Here is a 17,803-nt window from a genome sequence, read left to right as displayed (position 1 = left end):
CGCCGTGAGTTGCAGAGGTCGCAGGGCCTGAAGGCGCTCCGGGTGCTGTAGGTGCCCCGGGCGTGATTGCTTCGGGCGGCGTTGGCGATCTCGGCGGTGCGAGCGCTCCGGGCAGCACCGCCACGCCCGGGGAGACCCCGAGAACGGCGGCGACAATCACGTTCGCGAATGGGGGAGGGGTCATGCAAGACCGGTCTACACCACCCTCCCCGAGATCGCAGCGCGTCGCGCGCCCGTCCGCCGGGCGGGCAGCGCGCCCGGCCACGCGGCTCGCAGCGCACACGGCGTCGTGAACGGTCCGGCTCGCTTCCACGCCTCCGCGACTTGCATCGCCGAAACGCTCGCTTCTGCGGATGTCCGATATTTCGGGAGAAGGGAGGGGCCGGCGAAATGTCGTGGCAGGCGTCCGACCAAAAATAGGTCGCGGCGAGATCCATTGCGGCCTTTCGCGGTCCATTAAGTGGGAAAGGGTCCCGCTATCCAGGAATGCTGCCCACATTGTGGAGGCGCGCCCATAAGTTGGGACGGGAGTCCACTATGGAGGTACTTTTCTCCTGCGATATGGCTTTCGTTCGCCAGCCTTTCTCCGGCAGACGCGGACCTTGGAGAGTTATGGCTCGTATGTGGGCGCAACTCTCCAAGGTCTCGAAATCGAGCGGAAAATGGATGCGCAAAAGCGGGTGATAGAGTGTAAATCAACCGTCCTGTTTGGACGAATGTCAGTATCACGGTTTGCGGGCTGTCCGGCACCATTCACAACGCGCTCAGCGGAAGGGGAAGGGGAAGGGGTCGGGGGCTATCTCCGCTCGGCGGGATCAAGGCGCGCGTCAAGTGCGTTCTCGGACCTTCGACCGCCTTCGCCGAGGCCTTCGAGCTCGCGTCGCTGGCCTTCGAGCCCGCGTCGCTGGCCTTCGAGCGTCGGCCGCGCGCGCCGGACCGGGTGGAACGTCGCGCGAGGTCGGCCACGACCATGTCCGCGTGTTCCGCCGGCAGCGTTGGTGCGGGCACGTCGTTTTGCCGGTGCGGGGACGACGGCCGGGCCTGCTTGCGCTCGGGCCTGCTGGTGGGCGCGCGGGGTGGGGTTGGGGTTGGGCTGGGGGCTCACTCAGGTCGCCGGGGTGGGGGGAGTGGTTTGGGCGCGCCAGCGGCCTGCTCCGCCCGGCCCGGCCCTCGACGTGAGTTGCGGTCTGTATCACCCACCCGGCTACGACATCGGTGTTGGGCTTTGGGGGTGTGCCCGGATGGTGGGCTGACCCGGCGTGGGCTAGGACACGCAAACCCCGGTTCACGCGACCGGGTCGCCGAGATGCCGCGAACGGTCGCTCTGGCTGCGGAAGGGGGAGAAACGGCAGGTCAGGCAGGGGATGCTGGGGGGTGTGGGGCCGGGCCGGGTGAGGGAGGGCACACGCGGGGGGCGCTCAGGACTACGGGACGTGACGCCGCACTCGGTGGACAAGCTGGCTGGTCCGGGGAAGGCTGAATGTGCGATCAAGTTTCTCACCGAGGAGCAATGAAAATGCAGTACCGCCAACTCGGCCGCTCCGGCCTGCGGGTCTCCGCCTACACGCTCGGCACGATGGGCTTCGGCGGGACCGGATGGGCCGCTCCGGTCGGTAACGTCGACGTCGACGGGGCCCGCGAGGAGATCGCGATCGCCAAGGACGCCGGCGTCAACATGATCGACACCGCCGACTCGTATTCGGACGGGCTTGCCGAGGAGATTCTTGGGAAGGCGCTCGGCGCGTCGCGGGACCAGTGGCTGATCTCGACCAAGGTGTCGCAGCCGACGGGGGACACGCAGAACGACTACGGCGCGTCGCGGTATCACATCATCAAGGGTGCCGAGGGAAGCCTGCGGCGGCTGGGCACCGACTATATCGACGTCTACTACATGCACGGCTGGGACGGGCAGACGCGGCTCGAGGAGACCCTCGGCGCGCTGGACGAGCTGGTGCGCAGCGGCAAGGTGCGTTACATCGGCTGCTCCAACTACGGCGCGTGGCAGATGGTCAAGGCGCTCGGCGTGTCCGACGCGAACGGCTGGGAGCGGTTCGCCGCCAACCAGATCTACTACTCGATTCAGGGGCGCGAGGCCGAGACGGACATCGTGCCGGCCTCGATCGACCAGGGCGTGGGTGTCACGGTGTGGAGCCCGCTCGCCGGTGGCCTGCTCAGCGGCAAGTACCGGCGCGGCGTCGTGCCGGACAACAACCGCCGGCAGCTTGGCGACTGGGGTGAGCCGCCGGTGTACGACGAGGACAAGCTGTACGACACGATCGAGGTGATCGTGAAGATCAGCGAGACGCACGGGGTGTCGCCGGCGCGGGTCGCGCTCGCGTACACGTCGCAGAAGCCGGGGATCTCGTCGCTGATCGTCGGGGCCCGCACGCCGCAGCAGCTGCGCGACAACCTGGCCTCGGCCGACCTCGTGCTCACCGCCGAGGAGATCAAGTCGCTGGACGAGATCAGCAAGTACCCGCTGCCGTACCCGTACTGGCACCAGTTCAACAACCAGGCGAAGGTGCGCTGGTCGGAGGCCGACCGGACGCTGTTCAGCTACTTCCTGTAGGAGGCCTGGCGTGGTGCCGCCCTCGGAGGTTCTCCGGGGGCGGCACTCGTTTACGCGAGGGCTTCGGCGATCTCGACCGACTCGATCCCGAGCGCGGAGCCGACCGACGCGTTGGTGAGCCGGCCGTCGTGCGTGTTCAGGCCGAGGGCCAGCGCCGGGTCCTGCCGCAGCGCCTCGCGCCAGCCCAGGTCGGCCAGGCGCAGCGCGTACGGGAGGGTGGCGTTCGTCAAGGCGTACGTGGAGGTGTTGGGCACCGCGCCGGGCATGTTCGCGACGCAGTAGAAGACCGCGTCGTGCACCCGGTACACCGGGTCCTGGTGCGTGGTGGGGTGCGAGTCCTCGAAGCAGCCGCCCTGGTCGATCGCGATGTCCACCAGGACCGCGCCCGGCTTCATCCGCTTGACGAGCTCGTTCGACACCAGGGTCGGGGCCTTCGCGCCGGGCACCAGGACGGCGCCGATCACCATGTCCGCCTCCAGGACCGACTGCTCGATCGCGTACGAGGAGGACATCAGGGTCTTCACCCGGCCGCCGAACTGGACGTCGATCTGGCGCAGCCGGTTGATGTTCAGGTCGAGCACGGTGACCTCGGCGCCCATGCCGAGCGCGATCGTGGCCGCGTTGACGCCGGAGACGCCGCCGCCGATCACGGTCACCTTGGCCGGGGCGACGCCCGGCACCCCGCCGGGCAGCACGCCGCGGCCGCCTTCGTTGCGCATCAGCGTGTACGCCCCGACCTGCGGCGCGAGCCGGCCGGCGACCTCGGACATGGGGGCCAGAAGCGGCAGCGAGCCGTCCGCGAGCTGCACCGTCTCGTACGCGACGGCGGTCGTGCCACTGGTCAGCAGCGCCTTGGTCCCGTCGGCGTCGGCGGCCAGGTGCAGGTACGTGAACAGGACCTGCCCGGCGCGCAGCCGGTGGTACTCGGCGGCGATCGGCTCCTTCACCTTGAGCAGCAGATCAGCCTTCGCCCACACCGTGTCGGCGTCCGGCTCGATGGTGGCGCCCGCGGTCGCGAAGTCGTCGTCGGTGATCGCCGAGCCGTTGCCGGCGCCGGCCTGCACGACGACCTGATGGCCGCGGCGCACGAACTCCCTGACTCCGGCCGGGGTGATGGCCACCCGGTACTCGTGGTTCTTGATCTCGGTCGGAACGCCGATCCGCATGACTCGTCCTCTCCTTCTCCCGTCGATAGATTGAAGGATGTGCAGGAGAGCCGCAATATTGACGAATGATATTCTGTGTCCTTGTCGTACGGCTGAAGAATCGGCGAGGTGATCTGTTCTGGTGAGCGACGCACCGAAGGATGTTCGGGGGCTCGACCCGGTCGATCGGGAGCTGCTCGCGCTGCTCGAGGCGGATGGGCGGATGCCGAACAACGCGCTCGCCGAACGCGTCGGGATCGCGCCGTCGACCTGTCTGGCCCGGGTGCGGCGGCTGCGCGAGATCGGGGCGATCCGGGGCTTTCACGCCGACGTGGATCCGGCCTGGATCGGGCGGCCCATCGAGGCGATGATCGCGGTGCGGATCCGGTCCGAGTCGCGCGACCAGATCGGACGGTTCGCCGCGTCGCTGGCCGGGATCCCGGCGGTGCGGGACGTGTATTTCGTCTCGGGGTCGTACGACTTCCTGCTGCACGTGGCGGCGGCGGACGTCGAGGATCTGCGGGCGGTGATCACCGAGCGGCTCAGCGGGACGCATCTGGTGGCGGTGACCGAGACGTATCTGATCTTCGAGCATCGGCGGGGTAGCTGAAACCCGTTTGGGCAGATGTATAAGCGCTGTTACATTCGGCGGGTGGATCTTCTCGACAGCAGTACCTGGGGTGAGCTGCACGCCCTGCTCGCCGAGCTGGACCGGGACATCGCGGCCGTCTACACCGACGCGGGCATCGACGGGATGCGCACCCGGTTCGTCGGCCCGTGCGTCGACCTGCACCGGTTCGGGCCGCAGACCATCCGCCAGCTCGCCGACCGTCGCTCGGTGTCGCACTCGGCGATGAGCCAGACGGCGGCCGCGATGCGGCAGGCCGGGTTCGTGGAAAGCGCGCCCGGTGCGCAGGACGCGCGCACCCGCCGGATCCGGCTCACCGCGCGGGCCGAGGCGGTGGTCCCGCTGATGATCGACGAGTGGCGGGCCACCGAGGCGGCCGTGCAGGCCCTGGACGCCGAACTGCCCTACTCGCTCACCCGCGTCACCGCCGACCTGCGGGCGTTGCTGGACCGCAAACCCTTTCCCGTACGCCTCCGGGAGCACCTGTGAGAGCGCTGGTCGACATCGGGCCGTTGCGTTCCAGCAGCACGTTCCGCCGGTTGTGGCTGGGCACCACCGCGTCCGGGCTGGGCGGCCAGTTCGGGTCGTTCGCGGTCATCTTCTACATCTGGGACCGTACGCACAGCGCCGCGCTCGTCGGGCTGGTCGGGGTCGCGTCCGGCGTCCCGCTGATCGTGCTCGCCCTGGCCGGCAGCGCGTTCGCCGACCATGTGGACCGTCGCCTGCTGGCACTGCGCTGCACGTACGGGTCGATCGCCGTCACCGCCGGAATGACCGTCGTGGCGTTCAGCGGCCAGGGCGGCGTGCCGGCGATGCTCGTGCTGTGCGCCGCGCAGTCCGGGTTCGCGGCGGTCGGCGGACCGGCGCGGCAGACGTTCGTCCCGGCGCTGCTGGCCGGTGAGCGGCTCGCCGCCGGGCTCGCCCTCAACCACATGTCGTTCCAGCTCGCCATGCTGATCGGGCCGGCGCTCGCCGGGGCGCTGACCGGGGTCGTCGGCGTGGGCTGGTGCTTCGCGATCGACCTGGTGACGTACGCGGCCGCGCTGATCGGGCTGTCCGGTCTGCCGGCCGGGGTGCCGTCGGCGGCGGGCCGCTCGGGCGTGCCCGCCGTGCTGGCCGGGATCCGGTACGCGGTGCGGACGCCGGCGGTGCGCGGTGCCTTCCTCGCGGACCTGGCCGCCACCACCCTGGCGATGCCGACGGCCCTGTTCCCGGTGGTGAACCAGGAGAGGTTCGGTGGCCGGCCGGAGATTCTCGGGTTGTTCACCACGGCGGTGGCGGTCGGCGGGGTGGCGGCGTCGGTCCTTTCCGGACTGGCGACCCGGCGTGCTCGTCCCGGGGTGGTGCTGCTGTGCTGCGGCTCGGTGTGGGCGGCCGGGCTCGGGGCGGCCGGGCTGCTGCCGGCGCTGCCGCTGGTGCTGGGTGCGCTGGCCGTCGCCGGGGCCGCGGACACGTGGGCGGTGGTGTCCCGGGGGACCGTGGTGCAAACGGCGGTGCCCGAGGCGTACCGGGGAAGGATCTCGTCGTTGGAACACATCGTCGGGGTGGCCGGTCCGCAGGCCGGGAATGTGCGTGCCGGGATGGTGGCGGCGCTCAGCTCGGGCGGGGCGGCGATGGCCGTCGGAGGGTTGACGGCGCTGCTCGGGACGGCGTTGATCGCGGTGGGAACGCCGGCGTTGCGGGAGTTCACCGTGGACGCGACCGCGGCGCCTGTCCGTGATTTGGCTGACAGCGCGTGAAGGTGGGGTGACGCTGCGCCTGGAGGGATGATGGGTTTTCTGGCGCGGCTCACCCGCACGACCCTGGCCGTCCTGGCGTTCGCGGCGGCCGGGACGGTGAATGCCGCGCGGGTTGCGCCGGAGCCGCCCTTCACCGTCGACGACACCGGAATTGTCCAGGTCACGGCGACCCGAGTCGCGGGGATGCCGGGCGAGACCGTCACCGTGGCGTTCACGGTGAAGTACATGAGCAACTGCGAGGTCTACTTCGCGACGGCTCCGCGGGACGCCAAGTTTTGCCGGGGCAGGAACGCGGTCACGCTGGCGGTGCCGGAAGGCGCGGGTCCCACGCAGGTGATGTGGAGGGTCGCTGCCGACCAGGAGCCCCAATATCTGTCCGGCGACTTCGCCTTCACCGTTCTCGCCAAGGTCACGGCCACCGTCAAGCCCGATTTCGCGGAACGTGGCAAGCAGATCTCCGTCACCCTGGACAACCCGGACGCGCTCGAGTTCAGCTCGTGCACGGTTCGGCTGCGCGACGGCGAGGCGGCGGCGTGCGACACGGGCGTCGCCGTGCTGCCCGTCCCCGCAAACCCGCCGGGCGATCCGCTGGTGGTCTCCGTCGATTTCGCCTACACCTACCGGCACGACTACACCTTCCCGGACCAGAGCCCGGTGACCGTGAAGGACACCGGGGCGGGACGCGACAGTGTGCGCGTGCCGCTGTCACCGCCTCTTCCGGTCTTCGACGCGCAGCCGCAGACCCGGACGGCCGCGCCGGGGTTGCCGTTCGTCGTGGTCTTCCAGAGCCTGACGCCCGGAGTGACCTTCAAGGACTGCGTGGTGCGATTCCACGGCGAGGTGCGCTGCAGTCCCTCGGGCGTCGCGGTGGTCGACATCCCTCGGGACACTGCCGTCGGGAGCACGATCGCGATGCACTGGCAGGTCTTCTACACGAGTACGCGGCCCGGTGAACTGCCCGGTCCGGTCGAGGGCGACATCAAAGCGAAGGTCGTGGCCAGTCAGCCGGACGTGATCGTCACCGTCCAGCCTGCACAGGGCGAACCCGGGGACGAGGTTACCGTCGCGCTGCAACCGGTGGACGAGGACGTCACCCTGCTCGACTGCATGACGTTCTTCCCGCATGGGCCGGGGGCGATCTGCCAGCGCTCGCCGGAACGGTGGTTCACCCGCACGATCGTGCCGCCGGACGCGTTGCCCGGGATCGCGTTGCTGCGGTGGGGAGTGACGTCGCTGACCGCCGGGGAGCGGCGTGCCACACCGACCGGCGGTGTGCCCTTCAAGGTGCTGAAACGTGTGGACAAGCCGACGACGAAGCCGCCGGTCGACGGGCCCAGCCTACCGCCGACCGGTGGCCCCACGCCGCCGCCCACCGCGTCCACACCGGACAATCCGCAAGAGCAGCAGACGCAGACCACGCCGCCCGTACCGCCGGTGTTCGTCGCCGTCACCGACCCGGAAGGGGCGGATCCCGGCCAACCCGTGTCGGTGACCATTCAGCCGCTGACCGCGGGCACGACGATCACCGGCTGCCGGGCGGCGTTCGACGGGACCGAGACGGCCACCTGCCGCCCGGCCGGTGGCAACTGGACCGCCCGGGTGACCGTCCCGGACAACGCCGCGCCCGGGGACCTGCCGCTGCAGTGGGACGTCACGGACACCGGCGGGCAGGGCGGCGGCGGGACCATCAACTACCGGGTGCTCGGCGCGGGGATACCGCCGCAGGTGCGCGTCGTGCTCGACCCGACCGAGGCGAAGGCCGGCGGCAACGTCAAGGTCACCCCGTACATCGACGACAAGACCGTGACGATCACCGGGTGCCGGGCCGCCTACCTGCCGGACGGCAAGCTCGCCGAGTGCCACAACGACGGGCGGGGCTGGGTGGCCGACGTGCCGTTGCCGCAGGACGCGCCGGGTGGCAGCGCGACCCTGTTCTGGCGGGTGGCGTACGCGCGGTCCGGCGGTGACGGCGCCACCGACGGGAACGTGACCATCCCGGTGGTGGCGGATCAGCGGTCCTGGTGGGACAAGCTGGTCGGCGTCCTGTGGCCGCGCGGCGCCGGGGCGCTCGGGCTGCTGACGGCGCTGGCGGTGGCGGGCTACCAGGGATGGCGGCGGCGGCAGCGCGCCCTGCGGCAGGAGCGCGACGATCCGGCGGCCGGATTCTCGGTCGACCTGAAACGGCTGCCCGGTGCGACCGCCACGACGACCGGGGACGGTGACGCCCCGCCGCGCCTGGTCGTCCGGCTGACGCTGCACCGCGGGGTGTCGTACATCAGAGGGGAGGAGCGGCGATGACACAACCGACCCTGCGCGGGTTCTTCTTCACCCGGCCCGCCGACGCCGAGGCGGAACTCGCCGGTGCGGCCGAGTCCGGGGCGGGCAGCGACGGGCTCGGCCGCCCGGCGATCCGGGGCGCGGTGTTCGCGCAGATCGGCGAGAAGGCCGCCGGCGTGCTCGACCGCTCGTACTCGGAGATCTTCCAGGAGGTGTGGGGCCGGCACGACGCGCTGCGGCAGTCGGCCGCGAACACCCGGGACCGGCCCGGGTCCGAGGAGATCGTGGAGATGACCACCTACGACGTGTCGTACCAGGACCGGCCCGTGATCGAGGTTCAGATCGGCGAGCTCGAGCCGGTCCCGCTCGAGATCGAGGTGGTCCTTCGGATCACCGTGCGCGGATTGATCGCGGTGATCCGCGACGCCCGCCTGGTCGCGCTGCGAGCCGGGACCGCCGACGTCTCCGGCACGCTGTCGTTCGCCGGGACGCAGGTGGCCGCCAAGCAGGCCACGCTGGAGCTGCCGGGCACGATCCTGCTGGGCCGCGGCGTCCCGCTGCTCGGCGACAAGGACCCGCCGACGCGGACCGGAACCCCCGGGCGCCACCGCGATCCCTAGATCGAGCGCGGTACAGGTACGTTGTGTCCGGCGCGAGCTTCGATCGCGCGGAGGGGGTGTACGCGATGACGTCGGACCGGAGCCGGGCCACGGGGAGACCGACCCTGGAGCAGGTCGCGCTGCGGGCCGGCGTGGGGCGCGGCACGGTGTCCCGGGTGGTGAACGGGTCGGCTCAGGTCAGCCCGCGCGCCCGGCAGGCGGTCGAGGACGCGATCGACGAGCTCGGCTACGTCCCGAACCGCGCCGCCCGCACCCTGGTGACGCAGCGGACCGACTCGATCGCCTTGGTGATCTTCGAGTCCGGGGAGCGGTTCTTCGCCGAGCCGTTCTTCGGGCGCATCGTGCAGTCGATCTCGTCCGTGCTGGTGGCGCGCAACCTGCAGATGGTCCTGATGATCGCGCAGGCGCCCGACGAGCGGCGCCGCCTCGAGGGCTATCTGACCCGCCAGCACGTCGACGGCGCGCTGCTGCTGTCCCTGCACGGCGACGACCCCCTGCCGTCGGTGCTCGAGGAGCGCGGGGTGGCCACGGTCCGGGCGGGGCGTCCCACGTACGCCGAGAGGGGCACCTTCGTCGACGCGGACAACCGTGGCGGGGCACGAGAAGCCGTCGCGTATCTTCGGGACCACGGCCGTAAGAACATCGCGGCGATCACCGGTGCGCTCGATATGGCGGCGGGCATCGCGCGTCTGGACGGCTACCGCGACGTGGTCGGCGACGGCCCGGTCGCGTTCGGCGACTTCAGCGAGGAGAGCGGGGCGGCCGCGATGCAACGCCTGCTCGAGCACCACCCCGACGTGGACGCGGTGTTCGCCGCCTCGGACATGATGGCGGCCGGCGCGCTGGGCGTGCTCCGCGAGCACGGCAAGCGGGTCCCCGAGGACGTGGCGCTGATCGGCTTCGACGACTCGGTGATCGCGCGGCACACGCAGCCCGCCCTGACCAGCGTCGACCAGCCGATCGCCGAGATGGGCCGCGAGATGGTCCGGCTGCTGCTCGCCAAGATCGCCGGCGAGGAGCCGGGCGACAGCGAGATCGTCCTGCCGACGCGCCTGGTCATCCGCGCCTCGGCCTAGCGTCCGGGAGACTCCTGGGTGCGCGCGCACGGCGTCGGGCCCGAAGCTCGGGGCGCGCCCCTGGCTACGTGTACGCGCGCGTCCTCAGGCCCAAACCCCTCAGGGAGCGCCTCCGACCATCCGCATATATCCGATATTTCCGATGATGGCTCGGCCGCCGGGGTGGCTAGATGGCACGGCGCCTCCACTATGTAGGACGGATGCCCGCCTGCTGAGATAGGTGACTGCATCGTGGACTCGCCTCCCGCCATGTGGGACTTACGTTCACTGTGGACAGAATTTCCTCCGGTAATATGGCCTTTGTACGGCAGGCTTTTCCGGCCGCACGTGAACCTTGGAGAGTTATGGCTCGTATGTGGGCGCAAGTCTCCAAGGTTCACAAAAAGTCCACGATGTGGTTCCGGTGTCCGCATAGTGGGACCTCCGGCTGGGCGAACAGACCGCTGCGGTCATGACGAGCCGTGCGGACGCGGCGGACGCAAAGGTGAACCGGTTTCACGTCAGTGGTGTCAGCGGCCTGGTCGAGGTGCGCGGGGTGCGGTGCGGGCCGTTCAGGGGTGTCAGCGGCTTGGTCGAGGTCCGGAGTGCGGTGCGGGCCGTTCAGGGGTGTCAGCGGCTTGGTTGAGGTGCGCGGGGTGTGGTGCGGGCCGTTCAGGGGGTGCCGGCGGCCTGGTCGAGGTCGGTCAGGCGGGCGCGGAGCAGCTCGGCGCGCTCCGGTTGCAGGCCGCCCTCGCCAAGCCGTTCGGTGATCTTCCGGCGCAAGTGGGCGACCTGTTCGGCCACCACCCTGCTGTCGGCGGCGGACAGTGGGCGGATCAGGTTCAGGAAGTCGACCGCGACATCCGCGCGGATCTCGCCGTCGGCCGCGCCCTCCTCCACCGCCGACTCCATGCGGCTCACCGCCTCCGCGAGCACCAGCGGTGGCGTGGGCGACGTCGTGGGCACGGGCGGGTTGGCGGCCGGAGCGGGTGGCACCGCGACCGTGCCGCTCGGCGCCGGCCGGGCGTCCACTGTGTTCTTTCGCTGCCAGGTCACCAGCGCGAAGACCCCGGCCACCGCGACCGCCAGCGCGATCAGCGCCACGGTGACCGCGACCCGCCGCGCCGGCGGCGACGCCATCGGCAACGTCGAGGCGACAGCACGCCCGGGCCGATAGGGCGGGGTTCCGGCGGCAGCAGCAGGGGCGTGGGTGATCTCGCCGGGGCCGGCTGGGCCATGCATGATCTCGACGGGGCCGGACACTCCGGGTGGGCTGTGGCCGGGCCCCGGGTCGCTTGTCGCAGCCGGGCCCTGCCAGATCGCCGCCGCCGGGGCCGCCGGCGCCACCACGGCGGACCACGACGCCGAGCGCTCCGCCAGCCACAACGCCGTCAGCGCGAAGCGCACCTCGTCGGCCGACGGGCGCGCTGACGGGTCGTCGTTGAGGCAACGGCCCACCAGCGTACGGAAATCGGCCGGAAGGGACGCGGGAAGCGTGCCCGGCCCCGACGCCCGCGCCTCGGCCAGCTCCTCCCACGTGTCCACCGGATACGGCGGCGCCCCGGTGACCATCTCGAACAGCAGCACGCCCAGGCCGTACACGTCGGTCGCCGGGACCGCGGGCATGCCGTCCAGGCGCTCGGGGGCCACGTACGCCGGGGTCCCGAACGTCGCGCCGGTGTCGTCGAAGTCCTCCTCGCCGGCCGGGGCGCTGATGCCGAAGTCGAGGATCTTCACGCCGTTCGGGGTGAGCATGACGTTGCCGGGCTTGATGTCGCGGTGCACCACCCCGCCGGCATGGGCCGCTGCGAGCGCCCCGGCCACCGCCGCCCCGACGCGCGCCGCCTCGTCGAGCGACAGCGGGTCGCGGACCAGCCGGGCCGCGACCGTCTCGCCGGCCAGCAGCTCCAGCACTACGAACGGTGCGACCGTGCCGTCCGGCCGCACCGCCTCGCGATAGTCGTGCACCGCCGCGATCGAGGGATGCGACAGCTTCGCGGCCATCCGCGCTTCCCGCCACGCCACGTGCGCGCCATTCGGAAGTTTCACCGCGACCGGCCGGCCGAGCAGCTCGTCGTCGGCACGCCAGACATCGGCCATGCCGCCGGTCTCGAGGCGTTCAGCCAGGCGGTACCGTGCCGCCAGGAGGATCCCGTTGCTCGGCCAGTCAACGCTCATGCGGGAACATTCGCCCGGAAACTTCCGGGTGTCAATGCCTTCTACCAGTCGAACCCATCGACGTTGATGGCTACGTAGTCGATGTCGCCGGCGAAGTAGTCGCAGCCCACCTCGATCTGGTCGCACTCGGTCTTGCCGCCGATCGACACCGGCCAGGAGTTGTCGATCGAGCCGGTGCGGCCCCACTTCCCGGCCACCGTACGCCCGTCGACGCGTAACGCCACCCCTTCGCGCGAGCGATCGCAGCGCACCACATGCCATCGGCCGTCGTTGATCTTATCGGGGGCGGTGACCAGGACCGACCCGGCCGACCCGCGGAACCAGCACTGGACGTGCCCGTTCGGGATCTGCATCTTGAAGCTGCCGCCGGAGACGGTGGCCTGGCCTTTCTGGATGATGTTGCCGAACTGGTACTTCGTGCGCAGCCGCATGGTGATCGCGTAGTCCCGGGTGCCGGGGTCGAGTTCGTCGTCGTCGGGCACCACGACCACGTGCTGCGGGTGCGCCGGCGGCGTGTCGGGCTCGAGCTTGCCGAAGCCGTACGTGTCGCCGGTGCGTTGGACCTCGCGCCCGACGTGGCCGTCGAACCCGTTGCCGGTGCTGTCGTACATGATCCGGGACCGGTCGTCCATCTTCCACAGCGCGATGGTGTGGTCCGCCGAGGCCACCGCCGGCGTGCCCGCCAGCAGGGTCGAAGCCGCCAGCGCGGCGATACCGAGGTGCCGTTTGCCCATGCTTCATCCCCACTGACCGTTATTTCCCTAATAGCAACTACATCATGCTATCCGTCCCAAAAGGTGGCTGTATGCCGAAGTAACGAACGGGTCAGCCGCAGGCCTTACCGCGTTGGACGGGAGCCGCGCTGATGTCATGATGACTGCGACTGCTCGCTGGGGGAGGAAGGGCGGCATGGCGCAGTTCGCGGCTCAGACCACCGAACAGGACGGACTCGTCCGGGTCGCCCTGGCCGGCGAGTGCGACCTCGCCGTGTGCGCCCAGCTCGACGAGGTGCTCAGCGAGGCGCTGAGCCGGGCCGCGGTCGTCGTCGTCGATCTCGCCGACCTGATGTTCCTGGACTCGAGCGGCGTGCACGGGCTGATCGTGGCCCACCACGCGGCCCAGCAGCGGGGCGGGCGCCTGGTCGCGGTGAACGCGCGCGGCGCGGTGGCGACCGTCCTCGACCTGACCGGCGTCGGCGAGCTGCTCGGCCCGCCGCGCGACGGGTTCACCCGGGACGAGGGGTGACCCGCGTGCTGCGCGTGCGAGAACCCGCCGAGATCGCCTACAGCCAACCCCAGGACCTTGCCCTCGTACGCCGGTTCGTGCGCACCGAGGCACATCGGCTCGGCCTGTCCCCGGCCCGCGCCGACCTGCTCACCATCGCGGTCAGCGAGCTCGCCACGAACACGTTGCAGCACACCGGCGGCGGTGGCCGGGTGCGGGTGTGGGAGCTCGACGGGCGCGTCGAGTGCGAGGTGATCGACGGCGGGAAGCCCCGCGAGTTCGGCCGCGCGATGCCGGACGCCCGCGAGCCGCGCGGCCGGGGCCTGGCGATCGTCGAGCGGGTCTGCGACGGGGTCACGGTGAGCGACGCCGACGACGGCACCCACGTCCGCCTCACGATGATCCGGTGAGCGACGAGCTGCGTTTCGCCCGCACCGAGGACGGTGTCACGCTGGGCTACCAGGTCTTCGGGCGCGGCCCGGTGCTGGTGTGGATGCCGTCGCTGAGCAACATCGTCGCCCAGTGGCGGGTCCCGGCGTTGCGGGCCGCCTACACCGCCCTGTCCCGTGACCTGACCGTGGTGCTCTACGACGGCCGGGGCACCGGCAGCTCGGACCGGCGCATCGACCCGGACGACCTGGGCGTCGAGGCGCACCTGCGCGACCTGCGCGCGGTGCTCGACCACGCCGGCATCGCCAAGGCCTCGCTGCTCGGTTATTACCACTCGGTCGCGACGGCGATCGCGTTCGCGGCCCGCGAGCCGCAGCGGGTCGAGCGGCTCGTGCTGTTCGGCGGGGCGGCCCGGATGCGTGAGGCGATCAGCCCGGCCCAGACGCAGGCGCTGCTGTCGCTGGTCGACCAGGACTGGACGCTGTTCGCGGACGCCGCGGCCATGGCCTGGCTGGGCTGGGACGCGACCGCGACCGGCCGGCGGGTCGCCGAGATGTTCCGCACCGCCACCACCGCGCCGATCGCGAAGGCCTGGTTCACCGCGGCGGAACACATCGACGTCACCGCGGACCTGCCGCACGTGCGGGCCGCCACGCTGGTGCTGCACCGGCAGGGTGAGCACCAGATCCCGGTCGAGGTCGCGCGGCGCCTGGCCGTGGCGCTGCCGGACGCGCGGCTCGTGGAGCTGCCCGGCTCGACACCCACCCTGTTCGTCGAGGGCGCGGCCGGCGATCTGCGGCTGGTCGGCGACTTCGTGCGCTCCGGGCGGGTGCACGCGAGCGGCCGGGCGACGGGCGTGCTGACGGCCCGCGAGCGCGACGTGCTCGAGCTGCTCGCGGACGGCGGCTCGAACACCGAGATCGCCGGGCAGCTCGGCATCGCGGTGCACACCGTGGAACGGCACCTGGCCAGCATCTATCGCAAGATCGGCGCGCGCGGCCGCACCGACGCCGTGGCGTACGCGCTGGGCGGCATGACGGAAACCCGCCACGATCTCTGACGGATCGCCGGGACGCGGGCCGCGGCGTCCCGGATCGATGATCACGGGTATGAACAAGTTCCGGTTTGCCCGTGCCACCGCGCCCGTCGCCCGGGTGATGGCGGGCCGGCGTCTCATCCCGCTCTGGGCGGTCGTCCATCATCGTGGCCGGGTCAGCGGCTGCGATCTCGCGGTGCCGGTCGCGGGGTCCCCACCGGCGACGGCTTCATCATCAACCTGCCGTTCGGCGCGCGCACTAACTGGGTGCGCAACGTCGTCGCGGCCGGCGGCTGCACGATCCGCTGGAAGGGCGTAGACCACCGGATGGACGCGCCGCGCATCCTCGGCGCGGCGGCGGCGCGGCCCTACTACACCCGCTTCACCTGGGCGGCCGGGCAGCGGCTCTTCCCGGCGGACGCCTGGCTGCTGTTACGCGACGTGGACCGCGAGGGTGCAGGTGTCGTCGTCGGGGCTGGGCCGCTGCAGACCGGCGACCAGGCGGGTGAGGCCCCCGTCGGTGGACGCGTCCGCCAGTAGGGTCAGGATCTCGCTCAGCACCGGCGGCCCGCCCCGGCGCTCGACCAGGCCGTCGGTGTAGAGCAGCACCAGGTCGTCCGGGGAAAGCGGCACGGTGCGGGTCTCGTACGACGAGGTGCGTTCCGCGCCCAGCAGCAACCCGGGCGGCGCGTCGAGCGGGGCGGCCGTGCCGGAGCGGCCCAGCAGCGGCGCCGCGTGCCCGGCGCGGCCCCACACCAGGGTGTGCGTCGCGGGGGTGTACACGCCGAGCACCGCCGTGCCGGTCAGCCGCAGCTGGAAGCACAGCCGGTTGAGGTGGGCGAGCAGCTGCGCCGGGTCGTCGATGCCGATCGACAGCCAGGCGATCAGCGCGAACCGCAGATGCGCCATGCCGCTGGCCGCCGCGAGGCCGTGCCCGGCCATGTCGCCGACCGCGAGCAGGACCGTGCCGTCCGGCTGCGGGGCCGCGTGATACCAGTCGCCGCCCACCCGGACCGTGCTCTCGGCGGCCAGGTAGCCGGCCTTGACCAGCAGGCCGGGCAGCGCGACCGGCTCCGGCGGCACCGGCTGGATCATGTGCTGCAGCTGCCCGGCCAGGCGGTGCTCGGCCAGCGCGGTCATCTCCCGGGTGCGCACCTGGTCGCGCAGGACCTCGATGGCGCTGCGCGAGTCGACCCGCGCGGTCACGTCCTGCACCACCGCGTTGATCTTCAACGGCCGGCCGGTGGCGTCGGCCACCACATCGGACAGGATGCGCAGATATTTCACTTTGTCGTGGACGCGGAACCGGACCGTGACGTCGGACGTGGCGCCGCTGTCCAGGGTCTGCCACGCGGTCTCGGCGATGCCGCGATCCTCCGGGAGCATCGCGGCCGCCTGCTCACCGCGGCTGAGCGGGCCGAGCGCCGGGTCGCGCTCGAAGATCCGGTAGATTCCGGGGGACCAGTCGGTGATGCCGGTCAGCACGTCGTACTCGGTCCAGCCCAGGGTGCCGAGCATCTCGATGCGCCCGGCGCGGCGACGGTCCTCGTCGACCCGGGCGAAGGTGACCAGCAGCCCGCCGAGCACCCGGCTCACGCTGACGTCGAACAGCGACTCGGCCACCACGCCGGCCCGCTTCTCCTCGTACCGGAACTCGCTGACCTCGGCGGGCTCGCCGGTCCGGAACACGTCGAGGTAGACCCGCCAGAGCTTGCCGCCGACGATGCTCGGGTAGAGCCGGCTGAGCAGCTCGTCGACCCGGCTGGTGCCGCGGTGGTAGAGGTCGTGGCGGCGGCCGCTGGCGGCGGCGACCCGGAAGTCGGTGATCGTGCCGTCGGCGGAGCGCACCGGCAGCAGCCAGGAACAGCCGGCCGGGATGACCGCCAGGATCTCCCGGATCGCGGACGCCACCTCGTCGTCGCCCATCCGCTCAGCCTACGGGGCGAGGCCGGTGGAGTCCCGGATCGTGAGGTGCGTGGGCAGCAGAACCGTCCGGCGGCCCGGGCCCGGACCGGCCGGCACGAGCCGGGCCAGCAGCATCGACACCGCGGTGCGTCCGGCCTGCTCGATGGGGGCGGTGAGGGTGGTCAGCGGCGGGTTGCAGAAGTCGGCGCCGAAGATGTCGTCGCAGCCGACCACGCTGACGTCGCCCGGCACCCGCACGCCGCGTTCCCGCAATCGGGTGAGGATGCCGATGGCGAGCAGGTCGTTGAACGCGATGAACGCGGTGGCGCCGGTGTTGAGCAGCGCGTCGGCGGCGGCCGAGCCGAACGCCCGGCCGCGCGGGAACGGCCCGACCCGCACGAACGGATGGCCGTAGCGCACCCCGGCCGCGCGCAGGGCCTGCCAGCGGGCGCGGTTGGACCACGAGTTCTCCGGCCCGTAGGCGTACGCGATCCGCCGATGCCCCAGCGAGAGCAGGTGCTCGACGGCCAGGTCGATACCGGCCGGCGTGTCGATCACGACGCTGGGCACCCCGCGCACGTTGCGGTTGACCGTGACCAGCGGGATCTCCTCGGCCAGCGCGGCCAGGCGCCGTTCCGGCAGCCGCGAGGCGGCCAGGATCGCCCCGTCCAGCGAGCGCCGCATGCTCAGCAGCATCTCCGCCTCGTGGTCGCCGGAGTCCTCGGTGTCGATCAGCAGCTGGGCGCGCCCGGCGGCCTTGAGCTGACGCTGGGTGCCGCGGATCAGTCCGAAGTAGAACGGGTTGGTGACGTCCGAGACGAGCACCGCGATGGTGCCGGTACGGCCCGAGCTCAGCGCCCGCGCCTGCGAGTTCGGCACGTAGTTCAGGCGCCGCGCGGCCTCCTCGACGCGCTCGCGGGTGGCGGCGCTGACCCGGCCCGGGTTGTGCAGCGCGCGCGACACCGTGGACGGCGCCACCCCGGTGGCCGCCGCGACATCGGTGATGGTGACCGCGCGACGCGCCCGCATGGCGCCCA

Annotated in this window: 15 protein-coding genes; 10 read left to right on the top strand and 5 right to left on the bottom strand. The window is 71.5% G+C overall.

Annotated elements, in window-relative coordinates:
* Positions 1–1,516: 1,516 nt before the first annotated feature.
* Entirely contained in the window at positions 1,517–2,569 is a 1,053-nt protein-coding gene (locus HH310_RS16670) for an aldo/keto reductase (protein ID WP_169176463.1), read from the top strand.
* Positions 2,570–2,619: 50 nt separating this feature from the next.
* On the opposite strand, the gene ald is transcribed toward HH310_RS16670, so the two are convergent.
* The gene (gene ald, locus HH310_RS16665; RefSeq protein ID WP_169176462.1) at positions 2,620–3,735 is read right to left on the bottom strand and encodes an alanine dehydrogenase; all 1,116 of its coding nucleotides are present in this window, start codon (positions 3,733–3,735) and stop codon (positions 2,620–2,622) included.
* A gap of 121 nt (positions 3,736–3,856) precedes the next feature.
* Between ald and HH310_RS16660 the strand changes: the two genes are divergently transcribed.
* The 6 genes from HH310_RS16660 (at position 3,857) to HH310_RS16635 (ending at position 10,054) form a co-directional block, all read left to right on the top strand.
* Positions 3,857–4,324 (top strand): Lrp/AsnC family transcriptional regulator, encoded by a 468-nt coding sequence (locus HH310_RS16660; protein WP_169176461.1) that lies wholly within the window; start codon positions 3,857–3,859, stop codon positions 4,322–4,324.
* Positions 4,325–4,366: 42 nt separating this feature from the next.
* A complete protein-coding gene (locus HH310_RS16655; RefSeq protein ID WP_211192214.1) occupies positions 4,367–4,831 on the top strand; it encodes a MarR family transcriptional regulator in 465 nt (154 codons plus the stop codon).
* Entirely contained in the window at positions 4,828–6,081 is a 1,254-nt protein-coding gene (locus HH310_RS16650; protein WP_169176459.1) for an MFS transporter, read from the top strand. Before HH310_RS16655 ends, HH310_RS16650 begins: the two co-directional genes overlap by 4 nt.
* Positions 6,082–6,111: 30 nt before the next feature.
* A complete protein-coding gene (locus HH310_RS16645; RefSeq protein WP_169176458.1) occupies positions 6,112–8,379 on the top strand; it encodes a hypothetical protein in 2,268 nt (755 codons plus the stop codon).
* The gene (locus tag HH310_RS16640; protein WP_169176457.1) at positions 8,376–8,978 is read left to right on the top strand and encodes a hypothetical protein; all 603 of its coding nucleotides are present in this window, start codon (positions 8,376–8,378) and stop codon (positions 8,976–8,978) included. Before HH310_RS16645 ends, HH310_RS16640 begins: the two co-directional genes overlap by 4 nt.
* A 65-nt stretch (positions 8,979–9,043) precedes the next feature.
* Entirely contained in the window at positions 9,044–10,054 is a 1,011-nt protein-coding gene (locus HH310_RS16635) for a LacI family DNA-binding transcriptional regulator (RefSeq protein WP_169176456.1), read from the top strand.
* A gap of 651 nt (positions 10,055–10,705) precedes the next feature.
* Here HH310_RS16635 and HH310_RS16630 read toward each other — a convergent pair.
* Together HH310_RS16630 and HH310_RS16625 are read right to left on the bottom strand one after the other, a co-directional pair.
* Positions 10,706–12,211 carry a serine/threonine-protein kinase gene (locus HH310_RS16630; protein WP_169176455.1) on the bottom strand — a complete coding sequence of 502 codons (1,506 nt, stop codon included), beginning with the start codon at positions 12,209–12,211 and terminating at the stop codon, positions 10,706–10,708.
* A 41-nt stretch (positions 12,212–12,252) separates the two neighbouring features.
* Entirely contained in the window at positions 12,253–12,945 is a 693-nt protein-coding gene (locus HH310_RS16625) for a laminin G domain-containing protein (RefSeq protein WP_169176454.1), read from the bottom strand.
* Positions 12,946–13,120: 175 nt separating this feature from the next.
* Here HH310_RS16625 and HH310_RS16620 point away from each other — a divergent pair, with 175 nt between their 5' ends.
* The 3 genes from HH310_RS16620 to HH310_RS16610 are packed head-to-tail and all read left to right on the top strand — an operon-like array spanning position 13,121 to position 14,885.
* Positions 13,121–13,456, top strand: a complete 336-nt coding sequence (locus HH310_RS16620; RefSeq protein ID WP_169176453.1) for an STAS domain-containing protein — start codon at positions 13,121–13,123, stop codon at positions 13,454–13,456.
* Positions 13,457–13,461: 5 nt separating this feature from the next.
* Positions 13,462–13,845, top strand: a complete 384-nt coding sequence (locus HH310_RS16615; protein WP_312034139.1) for an ATP-binding protein — start codon at positions 13,462–13,464, stop codon at positions 13,843–13,845.
* Positions 13,842–14,885 (top strand): alpha/beta fold hydrolase, encoded by a 1,044-nt coding sequence (locus HH310_RS16610; RefSeq protein ID WP_312034138.1) that lies wholly within the window; start codon positions 13,842–13,844, stop codon positions 14,883–14,885. The genes HH310_RS16615 and HH310_RS16610 overlap by 4 nt, the downstream gene beginning before the upstream one ends.
* 408 nt (positions 14,886–15,293) lie before the next feature.
* Here HH310_RS16610 and HH310_RS16605 read toward each other — a convergent pair whose 3' ends face one another.
* Both HH310_RS16605 and HH310_RS16600 read right to left on the bottom strand, forming a co-directional pair.
* Entirely contained in the window at positions 15,294–16,787 is a 1,494-nt protein-coding gene (locus HH310_RS16605) for a PP2C family protein-serine/threonine phosphatase (RefSeq protein WP_169176452.1), read from the bottom strand.
* Between the two features lie 9 nt (positions 16,788–16,796).
* Positions 16,797–17,795, bottom strand: a complete 999-nt coding sequence (locus tag HH310_RS16600) for a LacI family DNA-binding transcriptional regulator (RefSeq protein WP_169176451.1) — start codon at positions 17,793–17,795, stop codon at positions 16,797–16,799.
* Positions 17,796–17,803: the final 8 nt, after the last annotated feature.

The sequence above is a fragment of the Actinoplanes sp. TBRC 11911 genome, assembly GCF_012933445.1.
Lineage (GTDB): Bacteria > Actinomycetota > Actinomycetes > Mycobacteriales > Micromonosporaceae > Actinoplanes.
The sequence above is the reverse complement of the archived record's forward strand: the minus strand, read 5'-3'. Positions and strand labels throughout refer to the sequence as shown.